The sequence below is a fragment of the Nocardioides aurantiacus genome (genome assembly GCF_003752505.1).
Classification (GTDB): domain Bacteria; phylum Actinomycetota; class Actinomycetes; order Propionibacteriales; family Nocardioidaceae; genus Marmoricola; species Marmoricola aurantiacus.
Genome location: NZ_RKHO01000001.1, coordinates 3,105,622 through 3,123,416, shown reverse-complemented (window position 1 = coordinate 3,123,416; position 17,795 = coordinate 3,105,622). Strand labels below are relative to the sequence as shown.

General features: G+C 74.2%; 20 protein-coding genes. 16 read left to right on the top strand and 4 right to left on the bottom strand.

The window, feature by feature from the left end; translation table 11 throughout:
* Positions 1–76: 76 nt before the first annotated feature.
* Both EDD33_RS15145 and EDD33_RS15140 read left to right on the top strand, forming a co-directional pair.
* Positions 77–844 carry a lysophospholipid acyltransferase family protein gene (locus EDD33_RS15145; protein WP_211332562.1) on the top strand — a complete coding sequence of 256 codons (768 nt, stop codon included), beginning with the start codon at positions 77–79 and terminating at the stop codon, positions 842–844.
* A complete protein-coding gene (locus tag EDD33_RS15140; protein ID WP_123391811.1) occupies positions 841–1,842 on the top strand; it encodes an NAD(P)H-dependent glycerol-3-phosphate dehydrogenase in 1,002 nt (333 codons plus the stop codon). Before EDD33_RS15145 ends, EDD33_RS15140 begins: the two co-directional genes overlap by 4 nt.
* Positions 1,843–2,129: 287 nt before the next feature.
* Here EDD33_RS15140 and EDD33_RS15135 read toward each other — a convergent pair whose 3' ends face one another.
* A complete protein-coding gene (locus tag EDD33_RS15135) occupies positions 2,130–3,182 on the bottom strand; it encodes a trans-sulfuration enzyme family protein (RefSeq protein WP_123391810.1) in 1,053 nt (350 codons plus the stop codon).
* An 80-nt stretch (positions 3,183–3,262) separates the two neighbouring features.
* Here EDD33_RS15135 and EDD33_RS15130 point away from each other — a divergent pair, with 80 nt between their 5' ends.
* On the top strand, positions 3,263–4,378 hold the full coding sequence (locus EDD33_RS15130; RefSeq protein ID WP_123391809.1) for a D-alanine--D-alanine ligase family protein: 1,116 nt from the start codon (positions 3,263–3,265) through the stop codon (positions 4,376–4,378).
* Between the two features lie 82 nt (positions 4,379–4,460).
* Here EDD33_RS15130 and EDD33_RS15125 read toward each other — a convergent pair whose 3' ends face one another.
* Entirely contained in the window at positions 4,461–4,934 is a 474-nt protein-coding gene (locus EDD33_RS15125) for a DUF3515 domain-containing protein (RefSeq protein ID WP_170169842.1), read from the bottom strand.
* A 47-nt stretch (positions 4,935–4,981) separates the two neighbouring features.
* Positions 4,982–5,218 (bottom strand): Lrp/AsnC family transcriptional regulator, encoded by a 237-nt coding sequence (locus tag EDD33_RS15120; RefSeq protein ID WP_123391805.1) that lies wholly within the window; start codon positions 5,216–5,218, stop codon positions 4,982–4,984.
* 152 nt (positions 5,219–5,370) lie between these two features.
* On the opposite strand from EDD33_RS15120, the gene EDD33_RS15115 reads away from it, so the two are divergent.
* Positions 5,371–6,357: a thiamine-phosphate kinase gene (locus tag EDD33_RS15115; RefSeq protein ID WP_123391803.1), complete on the top strand. Its 987-nt coding sequence runs from the start codon at positions 5,371–5,373 to the stop codon at positions 6,355–6,357.
* A gap of 84 nt (positions 6,358–6,441) precedes the next feature.
* Here the strand turns inward: EDD33_RS15115 and rpmB are convergent, their stop codons facing one another.
* Positions 6,442–6,627, bottom strand: coding sequence for a 50S ribosomal protein L28 (rpmB, locus tag EDD33_RS15110; RefSeq protein WP_011756723.1), 186 nt, complete (start codon positions 6,625–6,627; stop codon positions 6,442–6,444).
* 163 nt (positions 6,628–6,790) lie between these two features.
* Between rpmB and EDD33_RS15105 the strand changes: the two genes are divergently transcribed.
* The 12 genes from EDD33_RS15105 (at position 6,791) to EDD33_RS15050 (ending at position 17,737) form a co-directional block, all read left to right on the top strand.
* The gene (locus EDD33_RS15105; RefSeq protein WP_246003542.1) at positions 6,791–8,476 is read left to right on the top strand and encodes a DAK2 domain-containing protein; all 1,686 of its coding nucleotides are present in this window, start codon (positions 6,791–6,793) and stop codon (positions 8,474–8,476) included.
* A gap of 15 nt (positions 8,477–8,491) precedes the next feature.
* A complete protein-coding gene (locus tag EDD33_RS15100; protein ID WP_246003541.1) occupies positions 8,492–10,693 on the top strand; it encodes an ATP-dependent DNA helicase RecG in 2,202 nt (733 codons plus the stop codon).
* Positions 10,690–11,295: a 16S rRNA (guanine(966)-N(2))-methyltransferase RsmD gene (rsmD, locus tag EDD33_RS15095; protein WP_123391800.1), complete on the top strand. Its 606-nt coding sequence runs from the start codon at positions 10,690–10,692 to the stop codon at positions 11,293–11,295. The genes EDD33_RS15100 and rsmD overlap by 4 nt, the downstream gene beginning before the upstream one ends.
* A gap of 31 nt (positions 11,296–11,326) precedes the next feature.
* On the top strand, positions 11,327–11,833 hold the full coding sequence (gene coaD, locus EDD33_RS15090) for a pantetheine-phosphate adenylyltransferase (RefSeq protein WP_123393504.1): 507 nt from the start codon (positions 11,327–11,329) through the stop codon (positions 11,831–11,833).
* 108 nt (positions 11,834–11,941) lie between these two features.
* The gene (locus EDD33_RS15085) at positions 11,942–12,520 is read left to right on the top strand and encodes a YceD family protein (protein ID WP_123391798.1); all 579 of its coding nucleotides are present in this window, start codon (positions 11,942–11,944) and stop codon (positions 12,518–12,520) included.
* A 58-nt stretch (positions 12,521–12,578) separates the two neighbouring features.
* Positions 12,579–12,764, top strand: a complete 186-nt coding sequence (rpmF, locus tag EDD33_RS15080; RefSeq protein ID WP_056542157.1) for a 50S ribosomal protein L32 — start codon at positions 12,579–12,581, stop codon at positions 12,762–12,764.
* Positions 12,765–12,778: 14 nt separating this feature from the next.
* The gene (gene rnc, locus EDD33_RS15075; protein ID WP_123391796.1) at positions 12,779–13,543 is read left to right on the top strand and encodes a ribonuclease III; all 765 of its coding nucleotides are present in this window, start codon (positions 12,779–12,781) and stop codon (positions 13,541–13,543) included.
* A gap of 7 nt (positions 13,544–13,550) precedes the next feature.
* A complete protein-coding gene (mutM, locus tag EDD33_RS15070) occupies positions 13,551–14,423 on the top strand; it encodes a bifunctional DNA-formamidopyrimidine glycosylase/DNA-(apurinic or apyrimidinic site) lyase (RefSeq protein WP_123391794.1) in 873 nt (290 codons plus the stop codon).
* A gap of 78 nt (positions 14,424–14,501) precedes the next feature.
* Positions 14,502–14,711 (top strand): hypothetical protein, encoded by a 210-nt coding sequence (locus EDD33_RS15065; protein WP_056542163.1) that lies wholly within the window; start codon positions 14,502–14,504, stop codon positions 14,709–14,711.
* Positions 14,712–14,819: 108 nt separating this feature from the next.
* Positions 14,820–15,725 carry a sulfite exporter TauE/SafE family protein gene (locus EDD33_RS15060; protein ID WP_123391792.1) on the top strand — a complete coding sequence of 302 codons (906 nt, stop codon included), beginning with the start codon at positions 14,820–14,822 and terminating at the stop codon, positions 15,723–15,725.
* 325 nt (positions 15,726–16,050) lie between these two features.
* Positions 16,051–17,262, top strand: a complete 1,212-nt coding sequence (locus EDD33_RS15055) for an MFS transporter (RefSeq protein ID WP_123391790.1) — start codon at positions 16,051–16,053, stop codon at positions 17,260–17,262.
* A 10-nt stretch (positions 17,263–17,272) separates the two neighbouring features.
* Entirely contained in the window at positions 17,273–17,737 is a 465-nt protein-coding gene (locus EDD33_RS15050; RefSeq protein WP_148077109.1) for an anthrone oxygenase family protein, read from the top strand.
* The last annotated feature ends 58 nt before the right edge of the window (positions 17,738–17,795 follow it).

Sequence of the window (17,795 nt, the reverse complement as noted above, 5' to 3'; positions counted from 1 at the left end):
GCAGGGCCCGGCGGCAGGAGAACGGTGTCCGAGACGCACGACGAGGTGCGTCGGTGGGAGGTCAGGTGAGCGTCGGGTGACGAAGGTCCGCAGGCTGCAGGAGCGACGCGGCTGGGCGTGGACCGTGGTCGTCTCGATCGTGAAGCCGACCCTGGTGCTCACCACCAAGCGCGACTGGATCGACGGCGAGAAGGTGCCGGCGACCGGTGGCTGCATCGTGGTGGTCAACCACGTCTCCCACCTCGACCCGATGACGTTGGGCCACTTCCTCTACGAGCACGGCCGGCTGGTGCGCTACCTCGCCAAGGACGCGCTGTTCCGCACCCCGGTGCTCAAGCACATCGTGCGCGACGCGGGCCAGATCCCCGTCGCGCGGCAGACCGACCGGGCGGTGAGCGCCTACGACGCCGCCGTGGAGGCCGTACGTCGGGGCGAGTGCGTCGGCGTCTACCCCGAGGGCACCATCACCCGCGACCCGGACGGCTGGCCGATGCGCGGCAAGACCGGAGCCGCGCGGATCGCGCTCGCGACCGGCGCGCCGGTGGTTCCGATCGGCCAGTGGGGCGCGCAGGAGGTGCTGCCGGCGTACACCGCGAGGCCGCACGTGCTGCCCCGGCGTACGACGCACTACAAGGTGGGCGACCCCGTCGACCTGCAGGACCTGGCCGGGCGCGAGCTGACCCCCGAGGTGCTGGCCGAGGCGACCGACCGGATCATGGCCGCGATCACCGTGCTCGTGGCCGACCTGCGGGGCGAGCCCGCACCCGCCGTACGCTTCGACCCGTCGACCACCGGCGCGCGCGTGATCGGCAACCCCCACCACAAGAAGCGAGGGCGTCGATGACCAAGGTGGCCGTGTTCGGTGCCGGTTCGTGGGGCACGGCGTTCAGCCGGGTGCTGGCCGACGCGGGCAACGAGGTGACGATCTGGGCCCGCCGCGAGGAGGTGTGCGCCTCGATCAACGAGCAGCACGAGAACCGGGAGTACTTCCCCGGCATCGAGCTGCCGGACACCGTGCGCGCGACGACCGACCCGGGCGAGGCCGCCTGGGAGGCGGAGTTCGTGGTGCTCTCCGTGCCCTCGCAGAAGCTGCGCGAGAACCTCACCACCTGGACCGGCGTGCTGCCGCCCGACGCCGTGTTCGTCTCCCTGATGAAGGGCGTCGAGCTCGGCTCGACCAAGCGGATGAGCGAGGTCATCGCCGAGGTGACCGGCGCCGGCCCCGAGCGGATCAGCGTCGTCAGCGGTCCCAACCTCGCCCGCGAGATCGCGCTGCGCGAGCCCGCCGCCAGCGTCGTCGCGTGCGCCGACGAGGACGTCGCGCACCGCGTGCAGCAGCTGTGCCACACCCAGGCGTTCCGGCCCTACCGCAGCACCGACGTGCTCGGCTGCGAGCTCGGCGGCGCCTACAAGAACGTCATCGCGCTGTGCGTCGGCATGGCGGTCGGCCTGGGGTTCGGTGACAACACCACCGCCTCGCTGATCACCCGCGGCCTCGCCGAGACCGCCCGGCTCGCCCAGCGCCTCGGCGCCGACCCGATGACGCTGATGGGCCTGGCCGGCCTCGGTGACCTCGTCGCCACCTGCTCCTCGCCGCTGAGCCGCAACCGCACCTTCGGCGAGAAGCTGGGCCAGGGGATGACCACCGAGGAGATCATCGCCTCCACCCGCCAGGTCGCCGAGGGCGCCAAGTCGTGCGCCTCGATCTACGACCTCGCCGCCAAGCACGGCGTCGACGCCCCCGTGGCCGAGCACGTCGACCGTGTCGTCCGGGGCGAGATCAGCGCCCGCGACATGATGTACGCCTTCATCGCGCGCGACACCAAGCACGAGAAGGACTGACCGCCGGGCGCTGCGGCCCGTCGTCCGGACATGGGGGTCCGGCGGGCCTGGTGCGGCGTGGGCGCGGATGACTCGGACGTGGGGGTCGCCAGCGACCGTGGTGTCCCGGTGAGCGACCGGTTCCTCGGACGTCGGGGTGACCAGAGTCCAGGACGTACGCCGCGGGGCGGCGTACGGACGAAGGACGCGTATCGGGCGACGGGTGCAGCGAAACTGCCCACGAACGCCCGGTTCGCCCCTTCCGGAGGGCAGTTTCACCGGCTAGCCGGTGAAACTGCCCCACGGACCTACCGCCCCGCCACGTCCAACGCCTGGGAGAGGTCGTCCCAGAGGTCCTCGACGTCCTCGATGCCGACGGAGAGGCGGAGGAGGCCGTCGGGGATGGTGGGCGCCTCGGCCTGCCAGCGGCGGCGGCGCTCCAGCGTCGACTCGACGCCGCCGAGCGAGGTGGCGTAGACCCACAGCCGGGTGGAGTGCTGCACCAGGTCGGCGTGGTCGCCGGTGGGCAGCACGATCGAGACCATGCCGCCGAAGCCGGGGTAGCGGACCTCGGTCAGGTCGGTGCGCTCTCCCAGGCGGCGCACCAGCTCCTGGGCGTTGGCCTGGGCCTTCTCCACGCGCAGGTGCAGCGTGCGCAGGCCGCGCAGCGCCAGCCACGCCTCGAACGTGCCGGGGATGGCGCCGAGGAGGTCGCGGCGACCCTTGAGCACCCGCAGCAGCTCCTCGTCGCGGGTGACCACGGCGCCCATGAGGACGTCGGAGTGGCCGGAGAGGTACTTCGTGGCCGAGTGCACGACCAGGTCGACGCCCCACTCCAGCGGCCGCTGCAGCACCGGCGTCGCGAAGGTGTTGTCGACCACGACGTAGGCCCCGGCCGCGTGGGCCGCCTTCGTGATCGCCTCGACGTCCACGACCTCCATCGCGGGGTTGGACGGCGACTCCAGCCACACCAGCGAGGCGTCGTCGCAGGCGGCGACGACGGCGTCGAGGTCGGTCATGTCCACCAGCACCGGGGCCACGCGCTCGCGCAGCTCGAGGTCGTTGAGCTGCATCACGGTGCCGGTGTAGGAGTGCCGCGGGGCGACCACCTTCTGGCCCTGCCCGACGAGGTCGAGGATGGTCGCCACGGCGGCCAGGCCGCTGGAGAAGGCCAGGCAGCGGCCGCCCTCGAGGGTGCCGAGCGCCTGCTCGAAGGCGTCCCAGGTCGGGTTGGCGTAGCGGCCGTACTCCAGGTCGCCGCCCGCGACGTAGGTCGAGGCCATCGTGATCGGGGTGTTCAGCGGCTGGTCGGGCTCGTGGGGCGGGCGGCCGACGTGGACGGCCTGGGTGGCGGGGCGCATCGGTCCAGCCTAGGAAGCAGGCGGTGGGGCGCGCGGTGCGGGTCCGGTGCCGCGTCCGGCGTACGCCGTAGGGTCGCCGCGTGACCAGCGAGCAGCCAGCACCCGCCCGTCGGCCCCGGGTGGCCGTCGTCTTCGGAGGTCGGTCGAGCGAGCACTCCATCTCGTGCATCTCGGCCGGCAGCGTCATCGCGGCGCTCGACCCCGAGCGCTACGACGTGGTGCCCGTCGGCATCGCCACCGACGGCCGCTGGGTGCTGGAGTCCGCCGACCCCGCCCGCCTCGCCCTGGGTCCCTCCGGCGAGCTGCCGACGGTGACGGGCGACCGTGAGGTCACGCTGACCGCCGGGCAGGGCCTGGTGGTGACCGACGCCGGCGACGTCCCGGAGGTGCTCGGCCAGGTCGACGTGGTCTTCCCGGTGATGCACGGGCCGTGGGGCCAGGACGGCACGCTGCAGGGGCTGCTGGAGATGACCGGGGTCCGCTACGTCGGCGCCGGCGTCCTGGCGAGCGCGGTCGGCACCGACAAGCACTTCATGAAGCAGGTCTTCAGCGCGGCCGGGCTGCCGGTGCTGCCCTACGTCCTGGTCCGGCCCCGGACCTGGGAGCGCGACCCCGGTGCGGTGCGCGAGGCCGTCGCGGCGCTGGGCCTGCCCGTCTTCGTCAAGCCGGCCCGCGCCGGGTCGAGCTTCGGCATCAGCCGGGTCGACGACCTCGCCGACCTCGACGCGGCGATCGAGGAGGCGCGGCGACACGACCCCAAGGTGCTCGTCGAGGCCGCCGCGGTCGGCGCCCGCGAGATCGAGGTCGGCGTGCTGGAGGGCCTCGACGGCGGCGACCCCGAGACCAGCGAGCTGGCCGAGATCACCGTGGGTGCCGAGCACGCGTTCTACGACTTCGAGGCGAAGTACCTCGAGCAGAGCTTCACCCTGCCCGCCTCGGTGCCCGAGGAGGTCCGGGCCCAGGTGCGCGCGCTGGCGGTGCGGGCTTTCGAGGCGCTCGACGTCGAGGGCCTCGCCCGGGTGGACTTCTTCGTGATGGCCGACGGGCGGGTCGTGGTCAACGAGGTCGAGACCATGCCGGGCTTCACCGCCACCTCGATGTTCCCGCTGATGTGGCGGGAGTCGGGCCTGGACTACCCGGCGCTGGTCGAGCGCCTCGTCACGCTGGCCGCGCAGCGCGAGACCGGCCTGCGCTAGCCGCGCAGGCCCGGGTGGTCCCGGGTGGCCCCAGGGTCTCGGGCGGGCTCGGGTGGTCTCGGGCGACGGGACCTCGTCCGGCTCAGCTGCAGGGCTCGTCGGGGTCGGGCGTGCGGCCCTGCGCGCGCAGCGCGTCGGAGAGGTCGGTGAGGATGCCCTGGGGCGGGCGCAGGGCGGCGGGGACCGCCACCTCGACCCGGGGCAGCGAGCCCATCGAGGTCGCCACCACGTCGGCGCCCTGGTCGGTGATCTGGCCCTCGGGCACGAACCACAGCACGCCGTTGATCTCCTGGCACGTCGAGAGCGGCGTGAAGTCGGCGGGGCTGCCGACGCCGCAGCGCAGCACCACCGGCGGGTCGCCCCACGCGGCCGCCAGCGGGTTGCCGGAGACCTCCTCGCGGGGCTGGTCGCCGACGGCGTCGGGGAGGTCGTCGACCAGGCGCTCGCAGGCCCGCCGCTCGGCGGCGGGCAGGGCGCCGTCGGTGCGGCTGGGGGAGACCTCGACGCCGCCGCCGCAGCCGGCCAGCAGGGCCCCGAGCGCGACGACGCCCGCCACCACGAGGGGTGACGGGCGCCGGGGTCGCGCGGTGGTGCTCAGCGCGTTCAGATGTGGACGACCGGGCAGGTCAGGGTGCGGGTGATGCCGTCGAGGGTCTGCACCTTGGCGACCACGAGCTTGCCCAGCTCGTCGACGTTGCGGGCCTCGGCGCGGACGATCACGTCGTAGGGACCGGTGACGTCCTCGGCCAGGATGACGCCCTTGATGTCGGTGATCTGCTGGGCGACCTCGGCGGCCTTGCCGACATCGGTCTGGATCAGGATGTAGGCCTGGACGACCATGTGCACTCCCTCAGGTCAGGTGTCGGTGGCGGTGCTGCTGCCCCCGGACCCGGTCGACCGGGGAGCACCTCGGGGCAACCTACCCGACACCCGCCCCGCGTGGAACTCGGCCGTCCCCGAGGTCCCGCGGACCCGTCTGGTGGGATGGCGCCATGACCTCACCGCCTCCGTTCGCGCCCGGGTCGACCCTCGCCGACGTGGGGGAGTTCGGCCTGGTCGGCTCGTTCACCACCCGCTTCCCCCAGGGCGACCACGTGTACGTCGGGCCGGGGGACGACGCCGCCGTGCTCCGCACCCCGCGCGGCCACGTGGTGGTCTCCACCGACGTGCTCGTGGAAGGCCGGCACTTCCGCCGCGAGTGGGCCGACGCCCGCTCGATCGGGCGCAAGGCGGCCGCGGCCAACCTCTCCGACGTCAACGCGATGGGCGGCCGCGCCCACTCCCTCACCGTCGGCCTGGCCGCTCCGGCCGACCTGCCGGCGCAGTGGCTCAGCGACCTCGCCGACGGCATCGCCGAGGAGGCCGGGCTGGTCGGCGCGAGCATCGTGGGGGGCGACCTGACCACGGGCAGCGAGGTGGTCGTGGCCGTCACCGTGCTCGGCACCTGCGACCAGGCGCCGGTGCTGCGCAGCGGCGCCCGCCCCGGCGACGTGGTCGCGCTGGCCGGTCGCCAGGGCTGGGCCGCGGCCGGACTGGCCGTGCTGACCCGCGGGTTCCGCTCGCCGCGCGCGCTCGTCGAGGCCTTCCAGCGTCCCGAGCCGCCGTACGACGCGGGCGCGGCCGCCGCCGTCGCCGGCGCCACCGCCATGATCGACGTCTCCGACGGCCTGCTCGCCGACCTGGCCCACGTCGCCGAGGCGTCGGGGGTGGCCCTCGACGTGCGCCGCGACGCCTTCGCGCTGGCCGAGCCGATGCGCGCGGTCGGGGCGGCCCTCGGGGTCGACCCGCTGCGGTTCGTGCTCGGCGGCGGGGACGACCACGCCATCGCGGCGACCTTCGCCGCCGACGCGACCCTGCCGGACGGCTTCACCGTCATCGGCACGGTGGCCGAGCCGGGGGAGCCCGGACCGGTCGTGACCGTCGACGGGGCGGCGTACGACGGGCCGAGGGGCTGGACCCACTTCGCCACCAGCAGCTGAGCCCGGGGAGGCCCGAGCGGCCCGGGGAACAGCACGACGCCCCCGACCCGGAGGTCGGGGGCGTCGTCGCGGACGTTCAGGCGGTCAGCGGGTGACCTTGCCGGCCTTGAGGCAGCCGGTGCAGACGTTGAGACGCTTGGGGGTGCCGTTGACGGTGGCACGCACGCGCTGGATGTTGGGGTCGAAGCGGCGCTTCGTGATCTTGCGCGACCACGGGCGGTTGTTGCCGAAGCCGGGCTTCTTGGCGCAGATGTCGCAGACGGCAGCCACCGTGCACTCCTCGGGTAGGACTGGGAAACGAGAGTCAGGGGTCCGGGGCGACGCCGCCGGACAACCGCACGAGAATAACTCAGCCCGGCCTCCGGACGGAAATCGAGCGATCCACCCACTACGGTGAGCGCTCCTGACCAGCGGTGGAGGAGGGGAGCGGGGCGTGACGGCGAACCAGCACGACGACCGGCAGGGCCGCCGCGACGACGTGGCCACCTTCGACCTCGTGACCGTACGCCGGTTCGCCGACCTGGCCGTCGAGGCGCTGGGGGCCGCCCGCGAGGAGGTCGACGCCCTCAACGTCTACCCCGTGCCCGACGGGGACACCGGCACCAACATGTTCCTCACCGTGGAGGCGGCCCGCGAGGCGCTGCTCGCCCGGCTGGAGGAGCAGCCCGACGACCTCCGGGGCGCCATCCGGGCCTACGCCCACGGGGCGCTGCTGGGCGCCCGCGGCAACTCCGGGGTGATCCTGAGCCAGCTCGTCGGCGCCCTGGTGCGGCGGATCGGCCGGGCGGGGCCGGGCGACCGGTCGGCCGCGGTGTTCGCCGACGGGATGCGCCTGGCCGTCGACGCGGCGTACGACGCGGTCGGGACGCCGGTGGAGGGCACCATCCTCACCGTCGCCCGCGCCGCCGCGCAGGCCGCCGCCGTGGCCGTGGAGGAGCCCGGCGCCCGGCTCGGTGACGTGGTCCACGCGGCCGCGCGCGCCTCCCGCGAGGCGCTCGGCCACACCCCCGAGCAGCTGCCCGTCCTCGCCCGTGCCGGGGTGGTCGACGCCGGTGGCCGCGGGCTGTGCGTGGTGCTCGCCGCGATGGAGTCGGCGGTCACCGGCGAGCACACCGTCGCGCCGCTGCACGTCCTGGGCTCCCCGCACCTGCCGGTGGCCGCGCTGCCGACCGGGGACCTGACGGCCGACGGGCCGGCGTACGAGGTGATGTACCTCCTCGCCGCCGACGACGCCGCCGTGCCCGCGCTGCGCGCCGAGCTGGCACCGCTCGGCGACTCGCTGGTCGTGGTGGGCGGCGACGGCTTGTGGAACGTCCACGTCCACGTCGACGACGTGGGCGCCGCGATCGAGGCCGGCATCCGGGCCGGCACGCCGCGTCGCGTCGAGGTCGTCCACTTCGCCGAGCAGGTCGAGCGCGCCCGCGCCGGCCGGGCCGGGCGGGCCGGCGACGACGGGCCGCGCGGCCGGACCGTGCTCGCCCTCGCGCTGGGGCCGGGGCTGGCGGCGCTGTTCCGGGAGGCCGGTGCCGAGGTGCTCGAGGTCACCACGACCCGGCGCCCCACCAGCGCCGACCTGCTGCGGGCGGTGCTCGACTGCCCGGCGGAGGAGGTCGTGGTGCTGCCCAACCACGCCGGCACCGTCGCCGTGGCCGAGGCGGCCGCCCACGAGGCGGCACAGCGCGGCCGCCGGGTCGTGGTCGTCCCCACCCGCGCCCAGGTGCAGGGCATCGCGGCGCTGGCCGTGCACGAGCCCGGCCGCTCGCTCGACAACGACGTGGTGCACATGACCGACGCCGCGCGAGGTGCGCGTCACGGCGCGCTCACCGTGGCCACCGAGCCGGCCATGACGACCGCCGGCCCCTGCTCCCCGGGCGACGTCCTCGGAGCGGTGCAGGGCGACTTCGTGATCGTGGGCGAGGACCTCTTCGAGGTGGCCACCGGCGTGCTGGAGCGGCTGCTCGGCACGGGCGGCGAGCTGGTCACCCTGGTCGCGGGCGCCGAGGCGGGGGACCTGGCGCAGGCGTGCGAGCACTGGGTCGGCCACGCCCACCCGGGCGTCGACGTGATGGTGCTGGCCGGCGGCCAGGAGCACTACCCCCTGCTCGTGTCGGTGGAGTGAGCCACCATGGTCGGCGTGGAGGTGACCTGGGAGAGCCCCGTGACGGCGGTGGGCGGCAAGCACGCGGCCAAGCTCGCGAAGCTGCCGGGCATCGCGACCGTCGGCGACCTCGTCGCCACCTACCCCAAGCAGCACGTGCAGAAGGGCTCGCTGAGCCAGCTCGACGAGCTCACCGCGGGTGACCTCGTCTCCTTCGTCGGCGAGGTCGCGAGCGCCCGGCAGTTCAGCTACCAGGACAAGCGCACCCGCCGCACGGCCTACCGCCTCGAGGTCCGGGTCCGGGCCGAGGACGGCGCCCTGCTGATGACCTACTTCGACAAGGCCAAGCACACCGCCGACTGGCGGCTGCAGACCGAGCTCCCCGTCGGCCGCGTCGGGGTGTTCAGCGGCCGGCTGAAGTGGTTCCGCGACGAGTGGCAGCTGACCAACCCCGCGTCGCGGCTCTACGAGGAGGGCGACGACGCGGTCGACACGATGCCCGACCTGATCCCGATCTACAGCTCGGTCGGCGGCATCACCACCTGGCAGCTCGAGGAGACCATCGAGCTGGCGCTGACGCTGCTCGACCGCGTCCCCGAGGTGCTGCCGCCCGCGGTGGTGCAGTCGCGCGACCTGCTGCCCACCCGTCAAGCGCTGCGGTGGATCCACCGGCCCGACACCCGTGCCCAGAAGGCGATGGCCGAGAAGCGCCTGAAGTACGACGAGGCGTTCGTCGCCCAGAGCGTGCTGGCCCGGCGCCGGCTGCTCGTCGAGGGCACCGTCGCCAACCCGCGTCCGGGCCGGCCGGGCGGCCTGCTCGACGCCTTCGACGCCCGGCTGCCGTTCGCGCTCACCGAGGGCCAGGTCCGGGTGGGGGAGGAGATCGCCGAGGAGCTCGCGCGCGACCACCCGATGCAGCGGCTGCTCCAGGGCGAGGTCGGCTCGGGCAAGACCGTGGTCTCGCTGCGCGCGATGCTGCAGGTCGTCGACTCCGGGGGGCAGGCGGCCCTGCTCGCGCCCACCGAGGTGCTCGCCCAGCAGCACCAGCGCTCCCTGGAGAGGATGCTCGGCGAGCTGGCCCAGGGCGGCATGCTCGGCGGGTCCGAGCACGGCACCCGGGTGGCGTTGCTGACCGGGTCGCTCGGGGCGGCGGCCCGGCGTACGGCACTGGCCGCCGCGGCAGGCGGCGAGGCCGGCATCGTCATCGGCACCCACGCGCTGCTGGAGGACCGGGTCCAGTTCGCCGACCTCGGCCTCGTCGTCGTCGACGAGCAGCACCGCTTCGGCGTGGAGCAGCGCTCCGCGCTGGGCGCCAAGGCCGGCACGCCGCCGCACGTGCTGGTGATGACCGCGACCCCGATCCCGCGCACGGTGGCGATGACCGTCTTCGGCGACCTCGACACCTCCACCCTGTCCGAGCTCCCGGCCGGGCGCGGCGAGGTGCAGACGACCGTGGTGCCGATCCGGGCCCGGGCCGCCTGGCTCGAGCGCGCGTGGCAGCGGGTCCGCGAGGAGGTCGCCGCCGGCCACCAGGCCTACGTCGTGGCCTCCCGGATCGACCCCGGCGACGACGAGGTCTCCACCGCGGACGCCCCGGCCGGTGCGCCCGAGGACGCGCCGCGCACCCTCTACGCCGTCGACGAGCTGGCGCCCGAGCTGGCCGAGGGCCCGCTGGCCGGGTTGCGCGTCGAGGTGCTGCACGGCCGGATGCCGCCCGAGGACAAGGACCGCGTGATGTCGGCCTTCGCGGCCGGCGAGGTCGACGTGCTGGTGTCCACGACCGTCATCGAGGTCGGGGTCGACGTGCCCAACGCGACCGTGATGGTGATCCTCGACGCCGACCGGTTCGGCGTCTCCCAGCTCCACCAGCTGCGCGGCCGGATCGGCCGCGGTGGCCACGCCGGCCTCTGCCTGCTCGTCACCGCCGCCGACCCGCTCGGCCCGTCGATGGAGCGGCTGCTCGCCGTGGCCGGCACCCGCGACGGCTTCGAGCTCTCGCGCATCGACATGGAGCAGCGCCGCGAGGGCAACGTGCTCGGCACCCAGCAGAGCGGCGGCCGGGCCGGCGGGCTCAAGCTGCTCTCGGTGCTGCGCGACGAGGCCGTCATCGCCGACGCCCGCGAGGCGGCCTTCGAGGTGCTGCGCGCCGACCCCGCGCTCGTCGGCTCGCCCGACCTCGCGGCGGCGGTGCGGCGGCTCGAGGACTCCGAGCAGGCCGAGTACCTGGAGATGACGTGACCCGGCTGATCGGCGGCGCCGCGGGCGGTCGGAGGCTCCGCACCCCGCCGGGGTCGGGCACCCGGCCCACCAGCGACCGCGTCCGCGAGGCGATGTTCAGCTCGCTCGAGTCGGCCCTCGGCAGCCTGGAGGGCCTGCGCGTCCTCGACCTGTACGCCGGGTCGGGGGCCCTCGGCCTCGAGGCGGTCTCGCGCGGGGCGCAGGTGCTGACCAGCGTGGAGTCCGACCGGCGCACCGCCCGGCTGGTGCAGGACAACGCCCGGGAGCTGGGGTTCGCCATGGTCGAGGTGGTCGCGCTCCCGGTGGCCCGCTTCCTGGCGCAGCAGCCGCGGGCGGCGTACGACCTCGTGCTGGTGGACCCGCCGTACGCCGTGGCCGAGGTCGAGCTCGGCCAGGTGCTCCACCTGCTGACCTCCCACGGGTGGCTCGACGCCGACGCCGTGCTGGTCGTGGAGCGGTCCGCGCGCAGCCCCGAGCCGGCCTGGCCGCCGGGGTGGGGGAGCGAGCGCCGGAAGGACTACGGCGAGACCACGCTCTGGTACGTTCGCGCCGATCCCGGCCGGCCCGACGCCGGGGAGTCCCACTGCGTCACCGAGCCGTGACCGACCGAGGAGACGACCAGTGCGCCGAGCCGTGCGACGAGCCGTGTGTCCGGGCTCCTTCGACCCGGTGACCAACGGTCACCTCGACATCATCGAGCGCGCCTCGCGGCTCTTCGACGAGGTCGTCGTGGCCGTGGGCGTCAACAAGTCCAAGTCCTCCGCGCGGCTGTTCAGCCCCGAGGAGCGGATGGCGATGCTCGAGCAGGTCGTCGAGCCGTTCCCCAACGTCTCGGTCGCCGGCTTCGAGGGCCTGCTCACCACCTTCTGCGCCGACCACGACGTGCAGGCCATCGTCAAGGGCCTGCGCGCGGTCACCGACTTCGACTACGAGCTGCAGATGGCGCAGATGAACGCCTCGCTGACCGAGGTCGAGACGGTGTTCGTGCCCTGCAGCCCGGAGTACTCCTTCCTGGCGTCCTCGCTGGTCAAGGAGGTCGCGACCTTCGGGGGCGACGTCTCGGCGCTCGTGCCGCCCGACGTGCTCGAGCGGCTGACCGCGCGGCTGGCCGAGCGCGCAGCCGCCGCCGACGGGTCCTGAGCCCGTCCCCGCCCCGCGGTCCGGGTCGGGGTGGTGCGTTTTGGCCCCGCGGTGCCTGCACCGGTAGAGTCCAGCAGGTTCTGCCTGTACCACGACGGAGTTGACCTCTTGCGCACCCTCGACCCGAGAGCGCCGCTCGTGCTCGACACCCGCGAGCTCGGCCGCCGCCCTGGGACCCAGCGCACCAAGTCGACCTCCGTCGAGGCTCCGGCAGGACTCGGCATCGACGTCCTGGGCGTCCCCGAGGGCAGCACGGTCGACCTCGACCTGCGCCTCGAGGCGGTCATGGAAGGCGTGCTGGTCACCGGGACGGCCACGGCCGACCTCGAGGGCCAGTGCGTGCGGTGCCTGGAGCCGATCGACGAACGCATCACGGTCGACCTCCAGGAGCTGTTCGTCTACGACGACGACCACGGCGCCCCCCGCGGGGACGACGAGGACGCTGATGTCAGCCGGCTCGAGGGCGACCTGCTCGACCTCGAGCCACTGCTGCGGGACGCGGTCGTGCTCGCACTGCCCTACCAACCGTTGTGCCGGGACGACTGCCCGGGCCTGTGCGTCGAGTGTGGCGCGCGGCTCGCGGACGACCCGGACCACGGGCACGAGGACCCGATCGATCCCCGCTGGGCCGCCCTCGGCGAGGTCGCCGTGGCCCAGGAGGTCCCCGCGGACCGACCGCAGGACTGACCAGCACCACCCGAACCGCACCACCCCACCAGCACCACCTGAGACCCAAGGAGCAACCGTGGCCGTCCCCAAGCGGAAGATGTCGCGCAGCAACACCCGTCACCGGCGCTCGGCCTGGAAGGCCGTGGCGCCGTCGCTGGTGACCTGCAGCAACCCCGCGTGCGGCAGCAAGCACCTGCCCCACCGCGCCTGCCCCGAGTGCGGTCAGTACGGCGCACGCGCCGACCGCCGTCAGGTCCTCTGACCACGTCCGGCGACATGACGACGTCGGCAGCCGGTCGGGCGGCGGCCGACGACCTGCGTGAGGCGCTCGGGGACCCCGTCCTGGACCCCGAGCTCCTTGGGCTCGCCCTCACCCACCGCTCCTACGCCTACGAGAACGGCAACCTGCCGACCAACGAGCGCCTGGAGTTCCTCGGCGACTCGGTGCTCGGCGTCGTCGTGACCGAGACGCTCTACCGCGGCCACCCCGACCTCTCCGAGGGTCGATTGGCCAAGCTGCGCGCGGCCGTGGTCAACGCCCGCGCGCTGGCCGAGGTCGCCCGCACCATCGGGCTCGGCCCGCACATCCACCTCGGCAAGGGCGAGGAGAGCACCGGCGGCCGCGAGAAGGCCTCGATCCTCTCCGACACCGTCGAGGCCCTGATCGGGGCGGTCTACCTCTCCGGCGGCTTCCCGGCCGCGGCCGACGTGGTCCACCTGCTCTTCGACCCGATGCTCGAGGCGGCCGCCGCGCTCGGCGCCGGCCTGGACTGGAAGACCAGCCTCCAGGAGCTCGGTGCGCTGCACGACCTGGGTGTCCCGGAGTACGTCATCGAGGCCGAGGGCCCCGACCACATGAAGACCTTCACCGCCCGCGTCCGCGTCGCCGGCCGGCTCCACGGCCACGGGGTGGGGCGGTCGAAGAAGGAGGCCGAGCAGCAGGCGGCCGAGGCGGCCTACCGCACCCTGCACGCGGAGCTGACGGCCCCGCCGGCCGTCGTCGCCGACGAGCCCGACCCCGCCGTCGGCTCGGACGCCTGACCCGCCCGTGCCCGAGCTGCCCGAGGTCGAGGTCGTCCGTCGCGGTCTGCAGACCCACGTCGTGGGCCGCACCGTCGCCGACGTCGAGGTGCTCCACCCCCGTCCGGTGCGCCGTCACCTCGCCGGCGCCGACGACTTCGCCCAGCGGCTGCGCGGTCGCACCGTCACCGGGGCCCACCGCCGCGGCAAGTTCTGGTGGCTGGCCCTCGACGACGGCGACGCCGTGCTGGGCCACCTCGGCATGTCCGGCCAGGTGCTGGTGCAGCCCGCCGGCGCGCTCGACGAGCGTCACCTCCGGGTCCGCTTCGCGCTGGTCCCCGAGACCGGGGCCGACGCGGGCGCGGCGAGCGAGGTGCGCTTCGTCGACCAGCGGATGTTCGGCGGCCTGCTCGTCTCGTCCGGGGGAGCGGTGGTGCCGCCCGAGCTCGCGCACATCGCGCTCGACCCGCTCGACCCCGCCTTCGACGACGCGGCCTTCGTGCGCCGCGTCCGGCGCAGCGAGTCGGGGGTCAAGCGGCTGCTGCTCAACCAGGCGGTCGTCTCCGGGGTCGGCAACATCTACGCCGACGAGGCGCTGTGGCGCGCCCGGGTGCACGGCGAGCGCCGCGGCTCGCGGCTGCGGGTCCTCGACGTCCAGCGGGTGCTCGACGGCGCCCGCGAGGTGATGGGCGCAGCACTCGACCAGGGCGGCACCTCCTTCGACGCGCTCTACGTCAACGTCAACGGGGAGAGCGGCTACTTCGACCGGTCGCTGGAGGCCTACGGGCAGGAGGGCCGGCCGTGCTCGCGGTGCGGCACGCCCGTGCGGCGGGTGGCGTTCACCAACCGTTCGTCGTACTTCTGCCCGGTGTGCCAGCCCCCGCCGCGCTCGCGATCTTGATGCCGGAGGCTCCGGCGTGAGACTCTTCTAGACGGCCCGATCGGGCCTGAGCACGGACGTTCGGAAGGCACACACCACATGGCCAAGGCGCTTCTCGGTTTCTCGACCGGCACCGATCCGCACCTCGTCCACCGACTCACGGCGGACAACCGCGTCCTCCGGCAGCGGGTCGCGGACCTCGAGGACCTGGTCCTCCGGCTCCAGCAGGAGAACGACGCGCTGGCCGCCGTGGCCTCCGCCTCGGTCGACGAGGCCGTCGCCCGCGACGGCTCCCTCAGCCGCGCCTGAGCGACCCGCCGGTCCTCTCCGCCGCGCGGCGGTTAGGCGATCCGACGCTTATGGGTTTAAAGTCTAGTCGATTACTAAATTTGATCGTCTGACACAGGAGCCAGCCCCGTGGAACGTCTCTTCGTCTTCGCCTTCGTCGGCCTGCTCGCGCAGGTCATCGACGGGTCCCTCGGCATGGCGTACGGCGTCACTGCCTCGACGCTGCTGCTCGCCAACGGCGTCGCCCCCGCCGTGGCCTCGGCCTCGGTGCACCTCGCCGAGGTGGGCACCACGGCGGTGTCGGGCTTCTCCCACTGGCGCTTCGGCAACGTCGAGTGGGGCGTGGTCGCCCGGCTGGCGGTCCCGGGCGCGATCGGCGCGTTCGTCGGGGCCAGCGTGCTCTCGAACCTCTCGACCGAGTCGGCGACGCCCTGGGTGGCCGTGCTGCTGCTCCTGCTCGGCGTCTACATCGTGGCGCGGTTCGTGTTCGGCAAGAAGCCGGTCGTGGTCACCCGACGGCCCGGCACCCGCTTCCTCGCCCCGCTCGGCCTGTTCGCCGGCTTCGTCGACGCCACCGGCGGCGGCGGCTGGGGTCCGGTCGCGACGCCCACGCTGATCTCCAGCGGTCGGCTGCACCCCCGCAAGGTCATCGGTTCGGTCTCCACCGCGGAGTTCGCGGTCACCGTCGCCGCCAGCGTCGGCTTCCTGATCGGCCTCGGCAGCGAGGCCATCGACTGGCGCGTGGTCGGCGGCCTGCTGCTGGGTGGCGTCGTCGCGGCACCGTTCGCGGCGTACCTCGTGCGGCACGTCTCGCTGCCCGTCCTGGGCGCCCTGGTCGGCAGCGTCATCCTCATCACCAACTCGCGCACGCTGCTGCGCGCCTTCGACGCCGAGAGCGCCGGGGCGTACGCCGTGCTGGGCGTCGTCGCCGCGACCCTGCTCGCCATCGCGGTCCGTCGCGCCCGCGGCGAGCACACCGAGGTCATCGAGGCGCTCGAGGGCGACGAGCCGGAGCCGGAGAAGCAGCCCGTCTGAGCCCGCCGCTCCCGCAGCGCGCACGACGCAGCACCTCCACGAGGCCCCGCCCGGGCGACCACCCGGGCGGGGCCTCGTGGCGTGGGTGGGTGCGCGGACGGCTGCTGGGCGCCGGTCCACGACCGGCGCGGCGTGACGGCGCCGCGCTGGACCGACCTGGCCCGCTCCGCGGACCTGCTGCGCGGGCCCGACGACGACCGCGTCGACCTCCCGGGGGTGCGGTTGCCCGCCCGACCCGTGTTGCCCCGGCCGAGGACGGGTGCCAGCATCGACCCTCGTGCCCGTCGCCGTTGCTGGACTCCTCGAGCGGGTGTTCCCACCCCGGATGGGGACCTCGTTCCGGTGGCTGGTCGGTGCCGGCTGGGCGAGCAACCTCGGCGACGGCATCGTCATCGCCGCGGGTCCGCTGCTGGTCGCCTCGGAGACGCGTGACCCGTTCCTGGTCGCGATGGCCTGGACGCTGGGGTTCGCCCCGCCCCTGCTCCTCGGCCTGCTCGCGGGCGTGGTCGCCGACCGGGTCGACCGCCGGCTGCTGATCACCGTCGCCAACCTGTGCCGCGTGGTGCTGGTGGGCGCGCTGTCGGCCACGGTCCTCACCGGGCACGTGAGCATCGCCGTGGTGCTCGTCGCGCTGTTCTGCGTGGGAGTGGCCGAGACCTTCGCCGACACCACCTCGGCGACGCTGCTGCCGATGCTGGTGGACCGGGAGGACCTGGGGACCGGCAACGCCCGGCTGCTGGCGGGGGTGGTCACCCTCAACCAGCTGGTCGGCCCGCCCCTGGGGGCGCTGTTGTTCGGGCTGGGTCGCGCCGCACCGTTCCTGGTGCAGGTGGTGTGCGTGCTCGCCGCGGTCGTGATGGTCCGCCGGCTGCGGCTGCCGAGCCACGGCCGGCGGGGGACCACCCGGACGACGTCGGTGCGCCGCGACATCGCCGACGGGCTGCGGTGGGTGCGCCACCACGCGGCGGTGCGCACGCTCGTGCTCACCATCGTGACCTTCAACGTCACCTTCGGGGCGGCCTGGTCGGTGCTGGTGCTCTACTCGCTGGAGCGGCTCGACATGGGTGCCCTCGGGTTCGGCCTGCTCACCTCGGCCCTGGCCGCCGGCGGCATCCTCGGGACCTTCTCCTACGGCTGGCTGGAGCGCCACGTCAGCCTGGGCAACATCATGCGGGTCGGGCTGGTGGTCGAGACGCTGACCCACCTCGGGCTCGCCCTGACCACCACGCCCGCCGTCGCGCTCGCCATCTTCTTCGTCTTCGGCGTCCACGCCTTCGTCTGGGGGACCACCTCGGCGGCCGTCCGGCAGCGGGCCGTGCCGATGGCGATGCAGGGTCGGGTGCAGAGCGTCTACCTCATCGGGGTCACCGGCGGCATCGTGGTGGGCTCGCTGCTGGGCGGCGTGATCGCCTCGCGCTGGGGCGTCACGGCACCGTTCTGGTTCGCTTTCGGCGGCTCGGCGGTGTTCCTCGTGCTGATCTGGCGGCAGCTGGTCCACATCGCCCACACCGACGCGCAGGAGCCGGCCAGCACCTAGGGTGTGGCGCGTGTGGGACGTGGTGGAGCGTCTGGCAGGAGCCTGGGCGCTGGTGAGCGCGGGCGTGTTCCTGTCCTTCTCCACCTTCGTGATGTCCGGGCTGGGTCGGCTGGGGGCCGACGAGGGCGTCCACGCCATGCGGCAGGTCAACATCGCGGCCCCGCGGTCGCCGCTGTTCATGGCCACGCTGTTCGGGCCCGGGCTGCTCAGCCTCTCCGTCGCGGTCCACGCCCTGCTCGTGTGGCAGGGGGAGCGGTCCGTCCTCGAGCTGGTCGGCGCTGCGACGTACGTCCTCGGGGTGGTGGGCGTGACGGTGGGCTACCACGTGCCGCGCAACGTGCGGCTGGAGTCGATGGACGACGAGGCGGCCCACCGGGAGTGGCGCCACTGGGCCCGCCGCTGGACCGGGGCCAACCACGTCCGCACCGTGAGCGCGCTGGTCGGCGGCGTGCTGATGCTCCTGGGCAGCCGCTGAGGCAGCCGTCGCGCCAGCCGTCGGGCACCCGCGTCCGGCCCCGGCACGCCTGCCCGAC